Source organism: Streptomyces sp. NPDC034085, from assembly GCF_055575555.1.
Genome location: NZ_JBVISL010000008.1, coordinates 317,338 through 336,683, shown reverse-complemented (window position 1 = coordinate 336,683; position 19,346 = coordinate 317,338). Strand labels below are relative to the sequence as shown.

The window sequence follows — 19,346 nt, the reverse complement described above, 5'->3', positions numbered from 1 at the left end:
GCAGAGGGGCGGAAAAGCAGTGCGGATTCATCGGAACAGCGCCGCCGGGGCGCCGGTCAGTCCAGCCAGCCGAGCCGCTGGGCGCGGACACCGGCCTCGAAACGGCTCGACGCCCCCATTTCCTGCATCAACTCGGAGAGCATGCGGCTCACCGTCCGCAGGGACACCCCGAGATTCCGGGCGACTTTCTCGTCCTTCATGCCCGAGGCGAGCATTTTCAGGGCCGCCCGCTGCTGCTCGGACAATCCGTCGCCGCCGAGTTCCTGTGCGACGTCGTCGCCGTACGGGGTGGCCGCGTGCCAGCAGTGCTCGTACAGCGCCAGGTAGGAGCGGACCAGGGCCGGGCCGCGGGCGAGGATCGCGCCCGCCGAGCGGTCGTCGGGGTGCACGGGCAGGACGGCGAACTGCTGGTCCGCGATGATCATGTTCATCGGGACGGCGGGGGACAGCCGGATCTCGACGCCCGCCTCGACCCGGCGCCGGAGCATCTCCACGGCCTCCGGGGAGGTGGTGATGCGCTGGTGGTAAATGGCCCGGATGCGCACGCCGTTGTCGATCTGGCGGCGGTCGCGGCTGAGCACGCGGTCCGCCACCTCCCGGACCAGCGCCGTCACGTGCATGGACGCCAGGTCGTGCCGGATGACGTCCGTGATGTCCTCCAGCACCTGCTGGATCCGGCCGTAGTCCTCGAGGATCTCCACCTCGACGGCGGAGCCGTTCAGCGAACCGGGCCGCAGGAACCGTCCGACCAGGGTCTCCAGCGCGCTGTAGGCCCGGTCGGACTCGTCCAGGTGCTCGCGCAGCCGCTCGCGCTCGCGCTGGAGCATCCGCAGCAGGGCGATCTCGGGGTCGACCACGGTGACCGCGTCCGGTCCCGGTTCCCAGGCGCCGGACTGGAGGTCGGCGCGGGTGGCGTGGGTGGTGCCGGTCGGCACGATCAGGCCCAGGGAGCTCAGCTCCGCGCGCCACTTCTCGTACTCCTCCGGGGCGAGCCCGAGCTCCCGGAAGACCTCGTTCAGGTCGGACACCCCGCGCAGGCGCAGCTCCTGATAGAAGGCCAGCACCCTGTCGGCGGACTGGATGCCGTCCCTGCCGTCGCCCGTTGCCATCGCGAAGCGACCCCCTCATCTTACGAATCGACAGTCACACTTTGGCACATACCTATGGGAGGCCTCCCGCCCCGCCGAAGGGGATGTGACGGGCGTCACAGGCAGCCTCTGAGGGGCGCGGCGCGGCTCCCGGCCGGCCCGGACGCGGCGTCGCGCGGGCGGTCCCGGGCCGCATGGGAAAGCCGACTCCCGTGCGCGGAGCGCGAGAAGGGGAGGCGGACCGGTCAGTCCTGCGGCTCGTGCGCGCAGTCGGGGCACAGCCCCTTGTAGATGACCTCGGCGCCGTCCCCCATCCGCCAGGCGCTGATCGCCCCGCCGGCCGGCTCCGGTACGTCGGCCTGGACGTTCTCCACCCGGCCGCAGCGCACGCACAGGGCGTGCTGGTGGGGCGGGCCGGAGATCTCGAAGACGGCGGGCAGGCCGGGGCGGTCGAACTTCGACGCCAGTCCGGTCTCCAGGAAGTGGCGCAGCATCTCGTAGACGGCCTGGCTGGTCAGCGTACCGAGCCGCTCGCGGGCCGTGGCCGTGATGGACTCGACGTCCATGTGCCCGCCGGCCGCCAGGACTTGCAGCACCTCCAGGCGCGGCCCCGTGACGCGCAGCCCCACGTCGCGGAGGCGCTGGATCACCGCCTCGCGGCCGGTCGGCTCCTCCACGACAGCCCTCACTCCGCCACCATCCGTGATCTGGTCCACTCAAACCTTTGTGGGCATCGTACCTCTTGCCCAGCCCCGTGGACCGGTGGCGGGGGCCCTCAGCCGTCGGCCCGGCAGACGAGCAGGACGCTCTCGGTGCGCTCGTCGAGGCGGTGCCGGCGCCGGCGCTCCACGCGCAGCCCCGCCGCGTGCAGTTCGGCGGTGAGGCGCTCCGGGTCGACGATCCACTTCCGGGTGTCCCGGGCCACCCGCTCGGTGCTCAGCTTGCCCGTGCGGACGGAGTGGTAGGTGATGTGCTCGCTCATGTCGTCCAGGTCGAACACCTGGCGGGCCACCGTCCATTCCTCCACGCCGTCGAACCGGGGCACCTGGAAGGCCCACGTGCGCCGGGGGTCCTGCGACAGCCCGCGCAGCCGGTGCGCGGTGAAGTCGAGGGCGAGCGCGCCGCCCGGCTCCAGGTGCGAGGCGATCTCGCGCAACAGCCCGGGGCGGGCGTGGGGCGGCACGGCCGAGATCATCGTCCCGGCCAGCAGGGCCAGCCGGTAGGAGCCGCGCAGCCGCAACTCGGCCAGATCCGCCCGGGTGGTCACCAGCAGCCGCGACACCTGCGGACCGATCCGCCGGCCCCAGGCCCGCAGCCGCTCCAGACTGGCGGCGTCCCGGTCCACGGCCTCGACGTGGAAGCCCTGGCGGGCGAACGGCACCGCGAGCCGTCCCGCGCCGCAGCCCAGGTCCAGGACCGGGCCGCCGCAACTGCGCGCCAGGCCCAGGTAGCGGACGATGTCCGCGCTGTGCGGGCCGAGCAGCGCGTCCTGGAGCCAGCCCGCGTCCTCGTCGGCGGGCGCGGCCGACTCCAGGCCCGGCAGGAAGTCGGAGGGCGGCAGGACGGCGGTCGAGCCGTACGCCCCGAGGGCGCCGGCAGCCGGGTGCGCGGCCGACGGGGCCGCGGTGAACGGGGCGGGCACGACCGGCAGGACGGGCAGGGACATGCCGCTCGGGGTGTGCATCGCTCCTCCAGGGGGTCGCTCGGTCCAGCCGTCCGGGGGCGGGGCTCCCGTGCCGCCGGGACCGCGCCGCCGGTGAAATCCTGTCCCGCGCAGGAGGCGCGGGGCCAGAGCGGCGGGCTGCGTGAACACGCGATGGCGTGGATCCGCCACGCCCCGCCCTGGCGGGAGGGGCCGCGGCGGACGGCCGCCAGAGCGGACGGCCGCCAGAGCGGACGGCCGTCAGAGCGGGCGGCCGAGCCGGACCGGGGTGAGCTCGCCGAAGCCGTGGTGGGCGAAGAAGGGGAGCGCCGCGGCCCCTTCGACGGGCAGCGTGATCCGCTGGGACGCGGCCCCGTGCGCCCGCATCCGGCCGGTGGCCACCTCCAGCAGCGCCGACCCGACGCCCTCGCGCCGGCGCCCCGGGGTCACGCACAGGGCGTAGATCTCGCCCTCGGAGGCCACCGGTACACCCCCTGACACCGCTCCCACGAGGGTGCCGTCGGCGGCCGCCGCGACCAGCCAGCCGAGCCAGCCCGGCGCCCCGCCGGGAATTTCAATTTCCGCTCTAATGCGGGGCAGGGCGCAATGGTCCGACACCAGCCGGGCTGCCCGGATTTCCCCGAGGGCCTCGCCGTAGCCGTCGCGAATCGCTTCCGCGAGGAGCCGGGAAATCGCCGTCGCGTCACCGGGCGCTGCCGTCCGCACGTCAGCCAGCAGCATTCTTTCCGCACCTCTCGCCGTACCGGTCCTGAGCCCGCACGCGCTCAGAATAGCGGGCAATTCGAGTGGCCGGGTCCGGCGGGAAATCTACGAATTGGCTTAGTAAATAACCGGGTTGTGACGGGAGAGGCGGAGTGCCGGGAGGAAGAGCGGCATCCGCATATCAGGTGGTCCAGCAACAGGCGACGACCAGCGGAACCACGGTGGACACCGCCGCGGCCACCGCCAGCGTCCCGCGCAGCACCGGGCGGCCCGCCCTCCGCGGCTCCAGGATGCGCCGCATCCGCACCGCGGCCGAAGGGCCGCCCGCCGCGAACGCCCTGCGCGGCGCGTGTCCCGAGGCCAGCGCGTACAGCGCCGTGGCCAGGGCGTCGCCCGAACAGCCGCGCAGCGCACGGTCGTCGGCGGCCATCTCCAGCAGCAGCGGCACGGTCCGCCCGCCGATCCGCGCCAGCGGCAGCCGGCGGAAGACGGCCGAGTACGCGCTCGCCGCCGCGACCAGCAGGTGGTGGCGCCCGCCGATGTGGGCCCGCTCATGGGCGAGCGCGGCGGCCAGCTCCTGCTCCGTCAGGACCTCCAGGGCCCCCGAGGAGACCACGACCCGGCGCGATCGCCCCGGCAGGCAGTACACCGCCGGGCGCCCGTCCTCCAGTACGGTCGCGCGCAGCCGGGCGTCGTACCGGCCGACGAGGCGCAGCAGTTCGGCGTGCCGGGTGCGGGACCGGCGCGCCCGCACGAGCTCGGTCACGAAACCGGTGGCCGGCACCGTCAGCACCGCGAGGGCCGACGCCGCGGCGAGGGCCTCGCGCACGGTGGCCGCCGCCAGCCGTGCGGGCGGGGGCGGCGCCAGCGTCATGACGGCGTCGACGAGCCGGTGGCTGGTCTCCGGCGGGAGCAGCAGCTGCGCCGGCAGCATGGCCGTCGACAGCGCGAAGACGGCGCCGCAGGCGACCCACGCTGCGAGACCCATGCGGGGCACCTGCTGGGCCCAGCGGGCGCGGACCAGCAGCCAAGGCAGCACCAGGCCGGTGATCAGGGCGAGTCCGAGGGGCGGCAGGACGTGGTGGTTCACCGGCCGTTCCCGTCGGCGGGGCGGCCGGGACGGGCGGCGCGCAGGGCCTCGTCCAGCGCCTCCACGTCCTCGTGCGACATGCGCTCCACGAACCGCAGCAGCGCGGCCCTGCGGTCCTGGCTGTCGCCGAGCGCGTCCTGCATCAGCGCCGCGGTGTACTCCTCGCGGCTGCGCACCGCCTCGTACATCCAGGCCCGGCCCGACTTCTCCCGGCTCAGCCAGCCCTTGCGGTACAGGATGTCGGCCACGGTCATGACGGTGGTGTAGGCGACCTTGCGGCCCCGGTTTATGTCGTCCACGATCTCGCGGACCGAGGCGGGGCGTTCCCACTGCCACACCCGGTCCATGATCTCGGCCTCCAGCTCTCCCAGCCGGCGTACGCGCATCCCTCTCGGCCCTCCCCCTCGCGAGCGGTTCATCGTACGGCCCGCCCCGCCCGCGGGGGCATACCCCGGCCCCGTACGACGGGCCCCGGACCGCCGCCGCCCCTCCACCGCGTCGTGCGGGTGGAGGGGCGGCGGGAGCGGCCGGGAGGGCGGTGGTCAGGTGCGGATCAGGCGGGCGACGGCCCTGGTGGCCTCGCCGACCTTCTCCTTCGCCCGTGATCTGCGTAACCGGCCACGGGGGCTCCTCAGTCGGCGGCGGCCCGGAAGCCGCGCAGACGGAGGCTGTTGCCGACGACGAAGACCGAGGAGAAGGCCATGGCCGCACCGGCGATCATCGGGTTGAGCAGCCCGGCCGCGGCGAGCGGCAGGGCGGCCACGTTGTAGGCGAAGGCCCAGAACAGGTTCGAGCGGATGGTGCCGAGCGTCTTGCGGGCGAGCCGGATGGCGTCCGCCGCGGCCCTCAGGTCGCCGCGTACGAGGGTCAGGTCGCCGGCCTCGATGGCCGCGTCGGTGCCGGTGCCCATGGCCAGCCCCAGGTCGGCCTGGGCGAGGGCCGCCGCGTCGTTGACGCCGTCGCCGACCATCGCGACGCTGCGGCCCTCGGACTGCAGCCGCTTGACGACGTCGACCTTGTCCTGCGGCATGACCTCCGCGATGACCTCGTCGATCCCCACCTCGGCGGCGACGGACTCGGCCACGGCCTTGTTGTCACCGGTCAGCAGGATCGGGGTGAGGCCCAGGGCGCGCAGCCGCCGGATGGCCTCGGCGCTGGTGTCCTTGACCGCGTCGGCGACCTCCAGGACCGCGCGGGCCTCGCCGTCCCAGGCCACCGCGATCGCGGTGCGGCCGGCGGCCTCCGCCTCGGCCTTGGCCCGCTCCAGGTGGGCGGGCAGCTCCATCGCCCACTCGGCGAGCAGCTTGCCGCGTCCGACGAGCACGGCGTGGCCCTCGACGACGCCCTGGACGCCGAGGCCGGGGATGTTGGCGAAGTCCTCGGGGGCGGGGAGGGGGCCGGCCTTCGCGGTGGCGCCGGCGGCGACGGCCTGCGCGATCGGGTGCTCGGAGGCGTGCTCCAGGGCACCCGCGAGGCGCAGCACCTCGGCCTCGTCGGTGTTGTCGGCGGTGTGCACGTGCAGCAGGGTCATCCGGCCGGTGGTGACGGTGCCGGTCTTGTCCAGGACGATGGTGTCGACCTTGCGGGTGCTCTCGAGGACCTCGGGGCCCTTGATGAGGATGCCGAGCTGGGCGCCGCGGCCGGTGCCCACCATCAGGGCGGTGGGGGTGGCCAGGCCCAGGGCGCAGGGGCAGGCGATGATCAGTACGGCGACGGCGGCGGTGAAGGCGGCCGCGAGGCCCGACCCGGTGCCGAGCCAGAACCCGAGGGTGGCCAGGGCCAGTCCGATGACGACCGGGACGAACACCGCGGAGATCTTGTCGGCGAGCCGCTGGGCGGCGGCCTTGCCGTTCTGGGCGTCCTCGACCAGCTTGGCCATCCGGGCGAGCTGGGTGTCCGAGCCGATCCGGGTCGCCTCCACGACCAGGCGGCCGCCGGCGTTGAGGGTGGCGCCCGTGACCGCGTCGCCGGCGGAGACCTCGACCGGGACGGACTCGCCGGTCAGCATGGAGGCGTCGACGGCGGAGGAGCCCTCGACCACGGTCCCGTCGGTGGCGATCTTCTCGCCGGGGCGCACCAGGAAGCGGTCGCCGACCTGGAGGTCGGCGGTCGGCACGGTGACCTCGCGGCCGCCGCGCAGCACCGTGACCTCCTTGGCGCCCAATTCCAGCAGCGCCTTGAGGGCGGCGCCGGCCTTGCGCTTGGACTTGGCCTCGAAGTACCGCCCGGCCAGGATGAAGGCGGTGACGCCCGCCGCGGCCTCCAGGTAGATGTTCCCCGCGCCGTCGGTGCGGGCGATGGTGAATTCGAAGGCGTGGGTCATGCCGGGCGTGCCGGCGGTGCCGAAGAACAGCGCCCACAGCGACCACAGGAACGCCGCGATCGTGCCCACCGAGATCAGGGTGTCCATGGTGGCCGCGCCGTGCTTGGCGTTCGTCCAGGCGGCGCGGTGGAAGGGCCAGGCCGCGTACGTGACGACGGGCGCGGCCAGGGTCAGCGAGAGCCACTGCCAGTACTCGATCTGGAGGGCCGGGACCATGGCCATCGCGATGACGGGCACCGCGAGCGAGACGGCCGCGACGAGCCGCTGGCGCAATGGACCGAGCTCGTCCGGCTCCTGCTGCTCCGTCCCGTCGCCCGGCGTGCCGCCCGTCCGCGCCGGCGCCGGCTCCTGCGCGGTGTAGCCGGTGGCCTCCACGGTGGCGATCAGGTCCGCGACGGAGACGTCGGCGTCGAAGGTGACCTTGGCCTTCTCGGTGGCGTAGTTGACGGTGGCCTCGACGCCGTCCATGCGGTTGAGCTTCTTTTCGATGCGTGCCGCGCACGAGGCGCAGGTCATGCCGCCGATGGCGAGCTCGACCTGGGCGGCGCCGGAGGTGATGGTGGTCATGAGTGCTGCTCCTCGTTCGAGCGCGGGGTGGGGGCCGGGGCCCGTGGGACGGACGGGGCCCCGGCGGCCGGGTGGGTCGGGGACGGGCCCGGGTGTCAGGCCCGGCCGGTCAGCTCGTAGCCGGCGTCGTCCACCGCCGCGGTGATCGCGGCGTCGTCGGGCTCGCCGGCGGTGGTCACGGTGACCACGCCGCCGTCGACGTCCACGTCGACGGAGACGACTTCGTCGAGGGCGCCGACGGACGCGGTGATGGCGGTGCGGCAGTGCCCGCAGGACATGCCGGTCACGCGGTAGACGGTGGCGGTGGTGTCGACGACGGCCACGGCCGTCGTCTCGGCGGCGCCGGTGCCGCAGCTGCCGTCGGGGGTGCAGCAGGAAGACATGTGTTTCTCCTTGGTCGGGCTTCTGCGTCCGGATACCCGTCGGGGGTATCCGGACTGACTCCAGATATACCCCCCGGAGGTATCTACCGCAAGTGTCTGCCCGGCTTGACTTGATACCCCTGGGGGGTATGGTGAAGTCCATGGAACCGCTGGATGCGGCAGTGGAACGTACGTCGTAGGGGAGATCAGCCATGAACACCGGAGTGAAGATCACCGTTTTCGCCGCCGCGCTGGCGGCGACCTTCGGCACCGCCTACGGGGTGGGTGCGGGCGTGGGTCCGGTGGGCGCGCCGGCCGAGCCGGCGCACGGGGGGCGGCACGCGGCACAGGCGCCCGCCGGCTCCGCGGGGCACGGGGGCCACGACCAGGCCGCGGCCCAGGGCCCCGCCGCGGGCGGGCTCCAGGTGTCGGAGGGCGGCTACACCCTCAGCCTGGACACCCCCCAGGTCGCGGCGGGCCAGGGTGAGCTGCGGTTCTCGGTCAAGGACGCGCAGGGCCGCAAGGTCACCGCGTACAAGACCGAGCACGGCAAGGAGCTGCACTTCATCGTGGCCTCGCGCGACCTCACGGTCTACCGCCACCTGCACCCGGTGCGGGCCGGGGACGGGACCTGGTCCGCGCCGGTGGACCTGCCCGCGCCGGGCGCGTACAAGGCGTTCGCCGACTTCGCGCCCGCCGCCGGGGGCGCGAAGAACGTCACCCTCGGCGCGGACCTCTCGGTCCCCGGGGCGTACGCGCCGAACCCGATGCCGCCGGCCGCGCGCACGGCGGACGTCGACGGCTACCAGGTCGCCCTGGGCGGGACGCTGGAGCCCGGCAAGGCGGGCGAGCTCAAGCTCACCGTCAGCAAGGACGGCAAGCCCGTCACCGACCTCGAGCCCTATCTCGGCGCGTACGGCCACCTCGTCGCCCTGCGCGCCGGAGACCTCGCCTACCTGCACGTGCACCCCAACGAGGGCGGTCCCGGCCCGGACGTCTCCTTCACCGCCACCGCCCCGAGCGCGGGGACCTACCGGCTCTTCCTGGACTTCCAGCACCAGGGCACGGTGCGTACGGCGGCCTTCACCGTCACCGCGGGCGGCGGGGCCGAGCCGGTGGCGGAGCCGGCCGCGAGCCCGGCCGCCGGCGCCGCGGTGGGGGAGTCGGGCGAGCACTCGCACTGAGGCGTACCCATAGCCTGCATACCCCCCAGGGGTAGAAAGGTCCGCGACGAGAGGGACGAACGGGAAGGGATCGCCGTGCCCGCTTACACCGCACACCCCGCTGACACCGCCCCCGCCTATGCGGCGCACAAGGATGACGTCCTCAAGCGGCTGCGCCGCATCGAGGGCCAAGTGCGCGGCTTGCAGCGCATGGTGGAGGAGGGGACGTACTGCATCGACGTGCTCACCCAGGTCAGCGCCGCCACCAAGGCGCTGCAGTCCTTCGCGCTGGCCATGCTGGAGGACCACCTCCACTCCTGTGTCGCCGACGCCGTGGCCGAGGGCGGCGACAGGGCGCGCGACAAGGTGGAGGAGGCCTCGCGGGCCATCGCCCGCATGGTCCGCTCCTGAACGGCCCGCCCGCGGAATCTCTTGACGTCGAGAGGGATGTGAGGGCAGGCTGCCGTGAAGTATCTCGATATCGAGATACTTCCTCGGGGGAGACGGAGGCCCGCCATGCGGCGGCGCAGCACGGCACGGCGCGACACGGACCACGACGGCGCCGAGGGCGGCCTGATCGCACAGCTCAGGCGGCCGCCCGGCGGCCGTGACGCCCGGATCATGATGCTCGCCCAACTGCTCGACCGCACCGGCACCGGCGTCTGGGCGGCCTCCTCCGTCCTCTTCTTCACCTTCGTCGTCGGTCTCGACGCCGGACGGCTCGGCCTGATGCTGGGTGTCGGCGCGGTCGCGGGCATCGCGGGCTCACCGGTCGCGGGCCACCTGGCCGACCGGATCCCCGTGCGCCCCCTGCTGATCGCCTGCCACCTGCTGCGCCTGGCCGCCCTCTGCGCGATGCTCTTCGTCACCCGCTTCGACCTGCTCGTGGCGATCGTCGCCGCCACCCACCTCGGCGACCGGGCGGCCAAGACCCTCGAGATGCTCTTCGCCACCCGGGTCGCGGGCGAGCGGCGCGCCACCTACCAGGCCCTGTCCCGCAGCGCCGCCAACGCGGGCTACGCGCTCGGCGCCGGCATCGCCGCCGCGGGACTCGCCGTGGGCACCCGCGGCGCGTACGAGGTCCTCATCCTCGCCAACGCGCTGTCCTTCCTCGCGGCGGCCGTGCTGGTGTGGCGGACGCGGGAGCCCCGCGGCCACGGCCGCCTGGTGGCCGCCGCACCGCACGGCTCGGCACCGCACGGCACCGCACCGCACGGCACCGCACCGCACGGCACCGCGCCGGACGGCACCGCGCCGGACGGCGCCGCGCCGGACGGCGCCGCGCCCGCGGTGAAGGGGCCCGGCGAGAACCCCTGGCGGGACCGGGGCTACCTCCGCTTCGTGCTCCTCGACATCCCGATGAACCTGGACGACTCCCTCCTCAACGTCGGGCTCCCGCTGTGGCTCGTCCACCACACCGACGCGCCCCACGCCGTCGTCCCCGCCCTCCTCGCGCTCAACACCGGCCTGGTCCTCGTCCTCCAACTCACCGTGTCCGCGAAGGTCCGCGGGCCGCGCCGGGCGGCGGCCGCCGTCGCCTGGTACGGGCTGTTCCTGCTCGGCGCCTGCGTCCTCGTCGCCGTCACCCCCGAGCACGGGCCCTGGACGGCCACCGCGACCCTGCTGGCCGCGGCCGCCCTGCTCACCGCCGCCGAGCTGGTGCGCTCGGTGTGCTCCTGGGAGCTGGCCGTCTCCCTCGCGCCGCCGCAGGCGAGGGCCTCGTACCTGGGGGTGGCCGGCATCTCCCCCTCCACCCAGAAGGCCGTCGGGCCGCTCCTGCTGACCGGCGCCGTCATGGCGGCGGGCCCGCTCGGCTGGGTGGCGCTCGGCACCGGCGTGGCCGGCCTGGCCCTGGTCCAGCGCAGGTGGGCCCTGCGCCGCCTGGCGGCCGTGCTGCCCGTACCGGCCCTCAGGTAGCGCACCGCGCGCGGCGCAGGCCTTGACAACGGGCCCCGCTCCCATTGCAGTTGGCAGCGCGTCACCCCCCCGACCGGCAACCGCACCCCGAAGGGTCAGCGCATGACGAAGCCCGAGAGCCCGGGGTACGGCCACGACGTCGTCATCAGCGGGGCGAGCCTCGCCGGCAGCGCCGCGGCGATCCTGCTCGCCCGGCGCGGTGTCCGCGTCGCCCTGCTGGAGCGCCGCTCGGACCCCGAGGCGTACAAGGTGCTGTGCACCCACTCCCTCACGGCCAACGCCTACCCGGTGCTGGACGAACTCGGCCTCGTCCCCGCGCTGGAGGAGGCCGGCGCCGTCCGCAACACGGCCCGCTGGTGGACCCGTTGGGGATGGATCGAACCGAGGCCGGCGCCGGCGGGCCCCGAACTGCCCTACGCGTACAACATCCGCCGCGCCACCCTCGACCCGCTGATCAGGTCCCGTGCGGCGCAGACCCCCGGCGTCGACCTGCTTCCCGGCCACCGCGTCACCGGCCTCGTCCGGGAAGCCGGGCGCACCGTCGGGGTGCGCGTGTCGACACCGCGGGGAGAGCGCGAGATCCGGGCCCGCCTGGTGGTCGGCGCCGACGGCCGGGACTCGGCCGTGGCGAGGTCCGCCGCGCTGCCCGCCCGGCGGTACGAGAACACCCGGTTCGGCTACCTCGCGCACTTCCGCGGCCTTCCGCTGCACGGCGGGATCGGCCAGGCCTGGTTCCTCGAACCCGACATGGCGTACGCGTTCCCCAACGACGACGGGGTGACGGTCCTCGCGGTGCTCCCGGACAAGCAGCGGCTGCCGGCCTTCCGGGAGGACCTGGAGGGCAGCTTCCTCGACTTCGTCCGCGCCCTGCCCGAGGCCCCGCCCATCGACTCCGCCGAGCGCATCAGCAAGATCATCGGGACGGTCGACTACCCCCTCCTCAGCCGCGAGCCGACCGCTCCGGGCGTCGCGCTCATCGGCGACGCAGCCCTCACCGGCGACCCCCTGTGGGGGGTGGGGTGCGGATGGGCCCTGCAGTCGGCGCACTGGCTGGCCGAGGCGGTCGCCCCGGCGGCGGCCGGCCGGGGCGACCTCGACCGCGCGCTCGCGGCGTACGCCCGCACCCACCGGCGCCGGCTGCGCGGCCACCAGTCCCTGGCCGCCGACTACGCCAGGGCCCGTCCGTTCAATCCGGGGGAGCGGCTGATGTTCTCCGCGGCAGCGCGCGACGAGGCGATGGCGCGGCACATGCACCTGTTCGCCTCCCGCCTGATCGGCCCGCTGCGCTTCCTGAGCCCCGCGGCCCTGGCCAGGGCCGCGGCCGTCAACATCAGGCACCGCGCGGCGGCCGCGCCGGACCCTGCCGCCGGCAGGCGGCCGGGCGCGCGCTGAAGCGCCCGCACCGCCGGCGGGCCGGACGGGGGCCGGATCAGACGATGCCCTCCGCGATGTCCGCCTGTTCGCGGGCGGTGCCGTAGGCGGAGGGGGTCCCGTACGAGCGCCGGGCGGCGTACCACCACACGCTCGCGAGGACCAGCACCACCGCGAGGGCGATCACCGCGTAGTTCATCGAGTCGATCGTGACCGGGGACTTCTGCGGCAGGCAGAACAGGACGGTGACGAGGGCCACCCAGACGACGGCGACCCACCCGACCGGCCGGCTCCAGCGTCCCAGGCTCCACGGGCCGGGCCGGAACCGGTCGCCGGCGCGCAGCCGCAGGTAGATCGGGATGGCGTACGCCGGAGTGATGCCGATGACGTTGATGGCGGTCACGGCGCCGTACGCGGTGGCGGAGTAGAGCGAGGGCAGCGCGAGGACTCCGGCGACGACGACGGAGAGCCAGACGGCCGGTACCGGCGTCTGCGTGCGGCCGCTCACCCTGCGCCACAGGGCGGAGCCGGGCAGCGCGTTGTCACGGCTGAAGGCGAAGACCATCCGGCTCGCGGCGGCCACCTCGGCGTTGCCGCAGAAGAGCTGCGCGACGATGACGACGAGCAGCAGGGCGGTGGCGCCGCCGGAGCCGAGGGCGTCGAGGAAGATCTGGGCGGGCGGGACGCCGGTGGCGCTGCCCTGCACGGCCGCGTAGTCCTGGATGGCGAAGGTGAGCCCGGCGAGCAGGGCGAATCCGGCGAGCCAGGAGACCCAGATGGCCCGGACGATGCCCTTGGCCGCGGAGACGGAGGCGTTGGAGGTCTCCTCCGAGAGGTGCGCGGAGGCGTCGTAGCCGGAGAAGGTGTACTGGGCGAGCAGGAGGCCGATCGCCGCCACGTAGAACGGGTTGGCCCAGCCGGTGTCGTTGACGAACTCGGTGAAGACGAACGAGACCGACTGGTGGCGGTCGGGGACGAGGGCCAGGGCGCCGACGATCACCGCGACGCCGCCCAGGTGCCACCAGACGCTGACCGAGTTGAGCACGCTGACGAGACGGACGCCGAACAGGTTGAGGACGGCGTGCAGCAGCAGGATGGCCAGGAAGATCAGGAAGGTGGAGCCCGGGGTGGGCACGAACCCGAACTGGAGGTTGAGGAAGGCGCCGGTGAACAGGGCGGCACCGTAGTCGATGCCGGCGATGGCGCCGAGGAGGCCGAGCAGGTTGAGCCAGCCCGTGTACCAGCCCCAGCGCCGCCCGCCGAGCCGGTCGGCCATGTAGTAGAGCGCGCCGGAGGTCGGGTAGGCGCTGGTCACCTCGGCCAGGGCGAGGCCCACGCAGAGGACGAACAGGCCGACGCCGGCCCAGCCCCACAGCATCACCGCCGGGCCGCCGGTGCCGAGGCCGAAGCCGTACAGGGTCATGCAGCCGGACAGCACGGATATGACCGAGAAGCTGATGGCGAAGTTGCCGAAGCCGCCCATCCGGCGGGCGAGGACGGGCTGGTAGCCGAGCTCTCTGAGCCGCTCCTCCTCGTCCTTGAGGGGCGGGGCGGCCTTGCGGTCCGGGCTGGCTGCCGGCGTGGTGCGCGACATGGCGGTACCTCCGAGATGCGTGGAGCACGGGGGACGGGGGAGCGGGGAGGGGGAGCGAAGGGGCGGCTGCGGATCCGGCGCCGCGGGAGGGGGGGGGGGTCAGTTCCGCTCGGCCAGGCTCCGGGACCTGGCGAGCAGGAACACTTCCTCGGCCAGGGCGGGGTCGGCCGGGTCGCGGGTCCGCTGGGCCCACGGCAGGGTGGTCCAGTACCCGCCCATCGCCTCGAAGACCCGGGCCGCCCCCTCGAACCGGTGGGCGCCCCACAGGGCGTGGGCGAGATGGTTCAGGTCGAGCGGGGAGGCGTGCGCCGGGTCGGCGTACGGGAACCAGGCGTCCAGGGCGTGCACGGCGTCACGGATGGCGTCCTCCGCGACCCAGTGCAGGTCGAGGGCCCGTTCCTGGCCGCCTTCGCGGCGGTAGCGCTCGACGTGGACGTAGAGCGGCAGCAGGTGGACGGGGGAGCCGGCCGGAGCCGTGCCGGCCGCCCAGCGGGCGAAGGTGACGGCCTCGGCCGGAGGCCGGCCCGCGCATACGAACTGGAGCATCCGGTGGTAGGCCTCGCGGTTGTACGGGTCCCGCTCGTCGGCCTGCCCGAGGAGGCCCCAGGGTCCCGGGGGCAGCATCGGGCCGGGCGGCGGCTGCCGGTGCTCGTCCATCCGGCGGTGTTCGTCGAGGAGGGCCAGGGCGAGCAGGCAGACCCAGGGCACGGGGTCGGCCGGGCTGAGGCCGGCGCTGCTGCGGCAGGCCTGCCAGGCCTCCTGCCACAGCTCGTGCGTACGGGGGTGCCCCGCGCGGTGGGCTCGGACGGCGCGTTCGACGGTGACCCGGGTGTGCATCACCGTCGCGGCGACGCTGGTGGGCTGCTCGGTCCTCCAGGCCTGCACCACGTCGGAGCCGGCGGCGACCGCGGCGAGGACCTGGGTGCGCTGGGTCCACAGCCCCCAGCCGTCCGTGCGTTCCAGCAGCCGCGCCATCGACAGCCAGCGGCCGGTGCGCACGTCCTGGACGGCGGCGCGCAGGTCGTCGTCCAGGCCGGCGGGATGGTAGACGGGCCGGAAATCGCCGGCCATCACCTCGCCCCGGGCGACGTGCGGCCGGATCGGGCTCGTCTTGCGGTCATCGTGGTCATGGGTCCTCGGATCGCTGGAGGGACGGTCGGGTCCGTCTGGCGTCCGAGGCCGCACTGCGGTCGGGCCAGCACCAGGGATGCGTGAACCATGCGCGAACCGTTCGGTGAACCCCCGGCCGTCGAGTCACGTGCGGCGCCGTCACCGCCCGTTGATCGGCGATCACTATAGAGCGGGTGTGGCCGTTCGCACCCCTGTTCTTCGTCGAACGCAAGTATCAAGCCACGCAGGGCATGTGAGGTGGCGTCATATCGACCACGGCCGTCCCGGTTGGATCTTGACGGACGACCTCCGCTGGTGAAGGCTTCCGACCGACGATCGACGACCTGCCGGAACGCGGACGGAGTGGTGATGACGGGCCCGGTGCTCGCAGTGGACCAGGGCACCTCGGGAACCAAGGCCCTCGTGCTGTGCCCGGAGCGCGGCGTCATCGGCTCCGCCTCCGCCCCCGTACGCCCCCGGTACCTGCCGGACGGCCGGGTGGAGGTCGACCCCCGCGAGCTGCTGGACTCCGTCGTCGGCGCCGGCCGGGCCGCGCTGGCGGCGGCCGGTGAGCCGGTGGTGGCGGTGGGCCTGGCCAACCAGGGCGAGACCGTACTGGCCTGGGACCCGGCGGACGGCGCACCGCTGACCGACGCGATCGTCTGGCAGGACCGGCGCGCCGCGTCCCTCTGCGCCGAAATGGCCCCGCACGCCGAACAGTTGCGCCGGCGCACCGGCCTGCCGCTCGACCCGTACTTCGCCGCGCCCAAGATGGCCTGGATACGCCGCCACCTGACGCGCGAGGGCGTCGTCACGACCAGCGACGCGTGGCTGGTGCACCGCCTCACCGGCGAGTTCGTCACCGACGCGGCGACCGCGGGCCGTACCCAGCTGCTCGATCTCGACACCGTCGCCTGGTCGGAGGCGGCCCTCGACGCCTTCGGCCTCACCGGCGAGCCGCTGCCGCGGATCGTCGACGCCGACGCCCCCGCCGGCACCACCTCCGCCTTCGGCCCCGTACTGCCGCTGACCGGGCTGCTCGTGGACCAGCAGGCGGCGCTGCTCGCCCAGAGCGTCACCGAACCCGGCACCGCCAAGTGCACCTACGGCACGGGCGCGTTCCTGCTCGCGCAGACCGGTCCGCAGCCGCGCCGCAGCACCTCGGGGCTGGTCGGCTGCGTGGCCTGGCGGATCGCCGGGCGGACCAGCTACTGCCTCGACGGCCAGGTGTACACCGCCGCGTCCGCCGTGCGCTGGCTCACCGACCTCGGCGTGATCTCCGGCGCCGAGGACATCGACACCGTGGGCGCCGGCGTCCCGGACGCCGGCGGCGTCACCTTCGTCCCCGCCCTCGCCGGGCTCGCCGCTCCCTGGTGGCGGGGCGACCTGCGGGGCTCGGTCACCGGGCTCGGACTCGGCACCACCGCCGGGCACCTGGTGCACGCCCTGTGCGACGGCATCGCCGCCCAGGTCGCCGAGCTCGCGGACGCCGCCGCCGCCGACCTGGGCGCGCCGCTCACCACCCTCCGCGTCGACGGCGGCCTCACCCGGTCCTCCCTGCTGATGCAGGCCCAGGCCGACCTGCTCCGCATCCCCGTCGAGGTGTCGGCGCTGCCGGACGCCACCGCCCTCGGCGTCGGGGCGGTCGCCCGGCTCGGTCTCGACCCGTCCCTCACCGTCCACGAGGCCGTCCCGCGCTGGCAGCCGTCCGCCGTCTACGAGCCCAGGGCCGGCGCGGACGAGGCGGCCGAGCGCCGCGCACGCTTCCGCACGGCGGTCGCGGCGCTGCTCGACGGCGCGGCATGAGCGTCACCACCGGCGGCCCCCTGCCCGGCGGGGAGTACGACGTCACGGTCATCGGCGCCGGCGTGGTGGGCACCGCCATCGCCCGGGAACTGGCCCGGCTGCCGCTGCGGATCGCCCTGGTCGACGCGTCCGACGACGTCGGGGACGGCACCTCCAAGGCCAACACCGCCATCCTGCACACCGGTTTCGACGCGGTGCCCGGCTCGCTGGAATCCCGGCTGGTCCGCGAGGGGAGCCGGCGGCTCGCCGCGTACGCCGCCGAGAGCGGCATCCCGGTCGAACCGCTCGGGGCGCTCCTGGTGGCCTGGGACGAAGAACAGCTGGCCGCGCTGCCGGGCCTCGCCGAGAAGGCCGCGCGCAACGGCTACCGCGCGGCCCGGATCGTGCCGGCCGGGGAGGTGCGGGCCCGCGAACCGGAACTCGGCCCCGGCGTGCTGGGGGCGCTCGAGGTGCCCGGCGAGTCCGTCATCTGCCCCTGGTCGACCACCCTCGCGTACGCGACGCAGGCCGTGCGGGCCGGCGTCGACCTCCACCTCAACTGCCGCGTCCGGGCCGTGACGTCCGGCGACCCCCACCTCCTGGCCACCGGCCGGGGACCGCTGCGCACCCGCCACCTCGTCAACGCGGCCGGCCTGTACGCCGACGAGATCGACCGGCTGCTCGGCCACGCCGACTTCACCGTGACGCCCCGGCGCGGCCAGCTGATCGTCTTCGACGAGCTCGCGCGCGGCCTCGTACGGCACATCCTGCTGCCGGTACCGGGCGCGCTCGGCAAGGGGGTCCTGGTGACACCGACCGTGCACGGGAAGGTGATGCTCGGGCCGACCGCCGAGGACCTGGACGACAAGACGGCCACCGGATCGACCGCCGACGGGATCGCGCTGCTGCGGGAGAAGGGCCGGCGCATCCTGCCCGCGCTCCTGGAGGAGGAGGTCACCGCCGTGTACGCGGGGCTGCGCACCGCCACGGGCTCCGAGGACTACGCCGTCCGCGCCCACCCCGCGCAGCGGTACGTCACCGTGGGCGGGATCCGCTCGACCGGCCTGACGGCGTCGATGGCGATCGCGGCCCACGTGGTGGAGCTGCTCGCGGACGGCGGCCTGGCGACCTCCGGCGCCGTGGAACCGGAGCCCGTGCGCGTGCCGAACCTGGGCGAGGTGTTCCCGCGCCCCTACCGCGACGCGGAGATGATCGCCGCGGACCCGGAGTACGGCCGCATCGTCTGCCACTGCGAACGCGTCACCCGCGGGGAGATCCGCGACGCGCTCGCGGCGACCGTCCCGCCCGGTTCGCTCGACGGGCTGCGGCGGCGCACCCGCGCCCGGGCCGGCCGCTGCCAGGGGTTCCACTGCGGCGCAGCCGTCCGCGCCCTGTTCGAGGAGGCCCGCCGGTGAACCGCAGGGACCGCCTGGTGGACGTCCTGGTCGTGGGAGCGGGCCCGGCCGGGCTGGCCCTGGCCGCCCGCCTCGCGGCGGCGGGCGCGGGCCGGGTCGAGGTCCTGGAACGCGAGGACGCAGCGGGCGGCGCCCCGCGCCACTGCCACCACCGGGGCTTCGGACGGCCGCCGCTGCCCGGGCTGTCCGGGCCGGCGTACGCACGGCGTGCGGTGGCCGCTGCGGTGGGCGCCGGCGCCGTGCTCCGCACGGGTGTCACCGCCACCGGCTGGTCCGGCCCGCTGACGCTGGAGACCACGAGCCCCGCGGGCCTGGAGCGGATCACCGCCCGGGCCGTCGTCCTCGCCACCGGCGCCCGGGAACGCCCCCGCAGCGCCCGCCTGGTGCCGGGCAGCCGCCCGGCGGGCGTCTTCACCACCGGGGAACTCCAGCGGTCCGTCCACCCGCACGGCCGGCCCGTCGGCCGCCGGGCCGTGGTGGTCGGCGCCGAGCCCGTGGCCCGCCACGCGGTACGCACCCTGCGACGGGCGGGCACGGAGGTGGCGGCGATGCTCACGGAGCACCCGCGCGGCACCGCAGTTCCCGGGGTCGCGCTGCTCACGGCGACGACGGTGACGGAGCTGCGCGGCCGGGGCCGGCTGACGGGCGTGGCCGTCCGCCACGAGGACGGCCGGTCGGGGGTCATCGCCTGCGACACGGTGGTCTTCACCGGCGACTGGATCCCCGACCACGAACTGGCCCGCCGCGGCGGCGTCACCCTGGACCCGGGCACCCGGGGCCCGTCCGTGGACCCCGCCTTCCGCACGACGCGGCCGGGGGTGTTCGCGGTCGGCAACGCCCTCCGCGGCATCGAGTCCGCGGCGACCGCCGCCGCCGAGGGCGCCGCCGCCGCGCCCCCGCTCCTGGCCCACCTCGCGGGCACCCCCTGGCCGGGCCCCGGTCCGGCCCTGCTCGTCCGGCCCCCACTCGCATGGCTGACGCCGAACCACCTCACGGCTCCCGCCGCCGGCCCCCTCCTCCTGCGCTCCGCCGAGCCGCTGACGGCCCCGGTCGTGGAGGTGACCCAGGACGGCCGCCCGGTGTGGCGCCACCGCTTCCCGACGCGCGTGTCGCCGTACCGCTCCCTGCGCCTGCCGCCGGGGTGGACGACGCGGGTCGACCGCGCGGGCGGCCCGGTGGAGGTGGGCACCGCCTGA

17 protein-coding genes are annotated in these 19,346 nt (G+C 74.9%); 7 read left to right on the top strand and 10 right to left on the bottom strand.

From position 1 onward, the window contains the following. Positions 1–56 precede the first annotated feature (56 nt). The 8 genes from ACZ501_RS26425 to ACZ501_RS26390 all read right to left on the bottom strand — a co-directional run bounded on the left by ACZ501_RS26425 (position 57) and on the right by ACZ501_RS26390 (position 7,816). Positions 57–1,109: a helix-turn-helix transcriptional regulator gene (locus ACZ501_RS26425; RefSeq protein WP_361608632.1), complete on the bottom strand. Its 1,053-nt coding sequence runs from the start codon at positions 1,107–1,109 to the stop codon at positions 57–59. 224 nt (positions 1,110–1,333) lie between these two features. Beyond that, entirely contained in the window at positions 1,334–1,777 is a 444-nt protein-coding gene (locus ACZ501_RS26420) for a Fur family transcriptional regulator (RefSeq protein WP_361608630.1), read from the bottom strand. Positions 1,778–1,863: 86 nt separating this feature from the next. Continuing rightward, positions 1,864–2,772 carry a class I SAM-dependent methyltransferase gene (locus ACZ501_RS26415; protein WP_468798646.1) on the bottom strand — a complete coding sequence of 303 codons (909 nt, stop codon included), beginning with the start codon at positions 2,770–2,772 and terminating at the stop codon, positions 1,864–1,866. 219 nt (positions 2,773–2,991) lie between these two features. Then, complete coding sequence (locus tag ACZ501_RS26410; RefSeq protein WP_468798643.1) at positions 2,992–3,471, bottom strand: GNAT family N-acetyltransferase; 480 nt, start codon at positions 3,469–3,471, stop codon at positions 2,992–2,994. A 163-nt stretch (positions 3,472–3,634) separates the two neighbouring features. Further along, complete coding sequence (locus tag ACZ501_RS26405) at positions 3,635–4,543, bottom strand: M56 family metallopeptidase (protein ID WP_361608624.1); 909 nt, start codon at positions 4,541–4,543, stop codon at positions 3,635–3,637. Beyond that, positions 4,540–4,929: a BlaI/MecI/CopY family transcriptional regulator gene (locus ACZ501_RS26400; RefSeq protein WP_361608622.1), complete on the bottom strand. Its 390-nt coding sequence runs from the start codon at positions 4,927–4,929 to the stop codon at positions 4,540–4,542. Before ACZ501_RS26400 ends, ACZ501_RS26405 begins: the two co-directional genes overlap by 4 nt. 245 nt (positions 4,930–5,174) lie before the next feature. Next, a complete protein-coding gene (locus ACZ501_RS26395) occupies positions 5,175–7,433 on the bottom strand; it encodes a heavy metal translocating P-type ATPase (RefSeq protein WP_361610273.1) in 2,259 nt (752 codons plus the stop codon). Between the two features lie 95 nt (positions 7,434–7,528). Beyond that, entirely contained in the window at positions 7,529–7,816 is a 288-nt protein-coding gene (locus tag ACZ501_RS26390) for a cation transporter (RefSeq protein WP_468798640.1), read from the bottom strand. 191 nt (positions 7,817–8,007) lie between these two features. On the opposite strand from ACZ501_RS26390, the gene ACZ501_RS26385 reads away from it, so the two are divergent. The 4 genes from ACZ501_RS26385 to ACZ501_RS26370 all read left to right on the top strand — a co-directional run bounded on the left by ACZ501_RS26385 (position 8,008) and on the right by ACZ501_RS26370 (position 12,267). Then, the gene (locus ACZ501_RS26385; protein ID WP_468798637.1) at positions 8,008–8,979 is read left to right on the top strand and encodes a hypothetical protein; all 972 of its coding nucleotides are present in this window, start codon (positions 8,008–8,010) and stop codon (positions 8,977–8,979) included. 75 nt (positions 8,980–9,054) lie between these two features. Continuing rightward, a complete protein-coding gene (locus ACZ501_RS26380) occupies positions 9,055–9,369 on the top strand; it encodes a metal-sensitive transcriptional regulator (RefSeq protein ID WP_361610268.1) in 315 nt (104 codons plus the stop codon). Positions 9,370–9,474: 105 nt separating this feature from the next. Beyond that, positions 9,475–10,875 (top strand): MFS transporter, encoded by a 1,401-nt coding sequence (locus ACZ501_RS26375; protein WP_468798634.1) that lies wholly within the window; start codon positions 9,475–9,477, stop codon positions 10,873–10,875. 102 nt (positions 10,876–10,977) lie between these two features. After that, positions 10,978–12,267, top strand: a complete 1,290-nt coding sequence (locus tag ACZ501_RS26370; protein ID WP_468798631.1) for an NAD(P)/FAD-dependent oxidoreductase — start codon at positions 10,978–10,980, stop codon at positions 12,265–12,267. 37 nt (positions 12,268–12,304) lie between these two features. On the opposite strand, the gene ACZ501_RS26365 is transcribed toward ACZ501_RS26370, so the two are convergent. Further along, the gene (locus ACZ501_RS26365) at positions 12,305–13,840 is read right to left on the bottom strand and encodes an amino acid permease (RefSeq protein ID WP_361610536.1); all 1,536 of its coding nucleotides are present in this window, start codon (positions 13,838–13,840) and stop codon (positions 12,305–12,307) included. A gap of 99 nt (positions 13,841–13,939) precedes the next feature. Next, complete coding sequence (locus ACZ501_RS26360; RefSeq protein ID WP_468798628.1) at positions 13,940–14,911, bottom strand: hypothetical protein; 972 nt, start codon at positions 14,909–14,911, stop codon at positions 13,940–13,942. 408 nt (positions 14,912–15,319) lie between these two features. On the opposite strand from ACZ501_RS26360, the gene ACZ501_RS26355 reads away from it, so the two are divergent. The 3 genes from ACZ501_RS26355 to ACZ501_RS26345 are packed head-to-tail and all read left to right on the top strand — an operon-like array spanning position 15,320 to position 19,346. Then, positions 15,320–16,756 (top strand): FGGY family carbohydrate kinase, encoded by a 1,437-nt coding sequence (locus ACZ501_RS26355; protein ID WP_468798625.1) that lies wholly within the window; start codon positions 15,320–15,322, stop codon positions 16,754–16,756. After that, positions 16,753–18,150, top strand: coding sequence for an FAD-dependent oxidoreductase (locus tag ACZ501_RS26350; protein ID WP_468798622.1), 1,398 nt, complete (start codon positions 16,753–16,755; stop codon positions 18,148–18,150). The genes ACZ501_RS26355 and ACZ501_RS26350 overlap by 4 nt, the downstream gene beginning before the upstream one ends. Further along, positions 18,147–19,346: an NAD(P)/FAD-dependent oxidoreductase gene (locus ACZ501_RS26345; protein WP_468798619.1), complete on the top strand. Its 1,200-nt coding sequence runs from the start codon at positions 18,147–18,149 to the stop codon at positions 19,344–19,346. The genes ACZ501_RS26350 and ACZ501_RS26345 overlap by 4 nt, the downstream gene beginning before the upstream one ends.

Excerpts from the sequence above, each read along its gene's own strand:
- ACZ501_RS26425 (WP_361608632.1), bottom strand. The coding sequence starts at position 1,109 with ATGGCAACGGGCGACGGCAGGGACGGCATCCAGTCCGCCGACAGGGTG.
- ACZ501_RS26415 (WP_468798646.1), bottom strand. The coding sequence starts at position 2,772 with ATGCACACCCCGAGCGGCATGTCCCTGCCCGTCCTGCCGGTCGTGCCC.
- ACZ501_RS26410 (WP_468798643.1), bottom strand. The coding sequence starts at position 3,471 with ATGCTGCTGGCTGACGTGCGGACGGCAGCGCCCGGTGACGCGACGGCG.
- ACZ501_RS26400 (WP_361608622.1), bottom strand. The coding sequence starts at position 4,929 with ATGCGCGTACGCCGGCTGGGAGAGCTGGAGGCCGAGATCATGGACCGG.
- ACZ501_RS26395 (WP_361610273.1), bottom strand. The coding sequence starts at position 7,433 with ATGACCACCATCACCTCCGGCGCCGCCCAGGTCGAGCTCGCCATCGGC.
- ACZ501_RS26390 (WP_468798640.1), bottom strand. The coding sequence starts at position 7,816 with ATGTCTTCCTGCTGCACCCCCGACGGCAGCTGCGGCACCGGCGCCGCC.
- ACZ501_RS26385 (WP_468798637.1), top strand. The coding sequence starts at position 8,008 with ATGAACACCGGAGTGAAGATCACCGTTTTCGCCGCCGCGCTGGCGGCG.
- ACZ501_RS26375 (WP_468798634.1), top strand. The coding sequence starts at position 9,475 with ATGCGGCGGCGCAGCACGGCACGGCGCGACACGGACCACGACGGCGCC.
- ACZ501_RS26370 (WP_468798631.1), top strand. The coding sequence starts at position 10,978 with ATGACGAAGCCCGAGAGCCCGGGGTACGGCCACGACGTCGTCATCAGC.
- ACZ501_RS26365 (WP_361610536.1), bottom strand. The coding sequence starts at position 13,840 with ATGTCGCGCACCACGCCGGCAGCCAGCCCGGACCGCAAGGCCGCCCCG.
- ACZ501_RS26360 (WP_468798628.1), bottom strand. The coding sequence starts at position 14,911 with ATGGCCGGCGATTTCCGGCCCGTCTACCATCCCGCCGGCCTGGACGAC.
- ACZ501_RS26355 (WP_468798625.1), top strand. The coding sequence starts at position 15,320 with ATGACGGGCCCGGTGCTCGCAGTGGACCAGGGCACCTCGGGAACCAAG.
- ACZ501_RS26350 (WP_468798622.1), top strand. The coding sequence starts at position 16,753 with ATGAGCGTCACCACCGGCGGCCCCCTGCCCGGCGGGGAGTACGACGTC.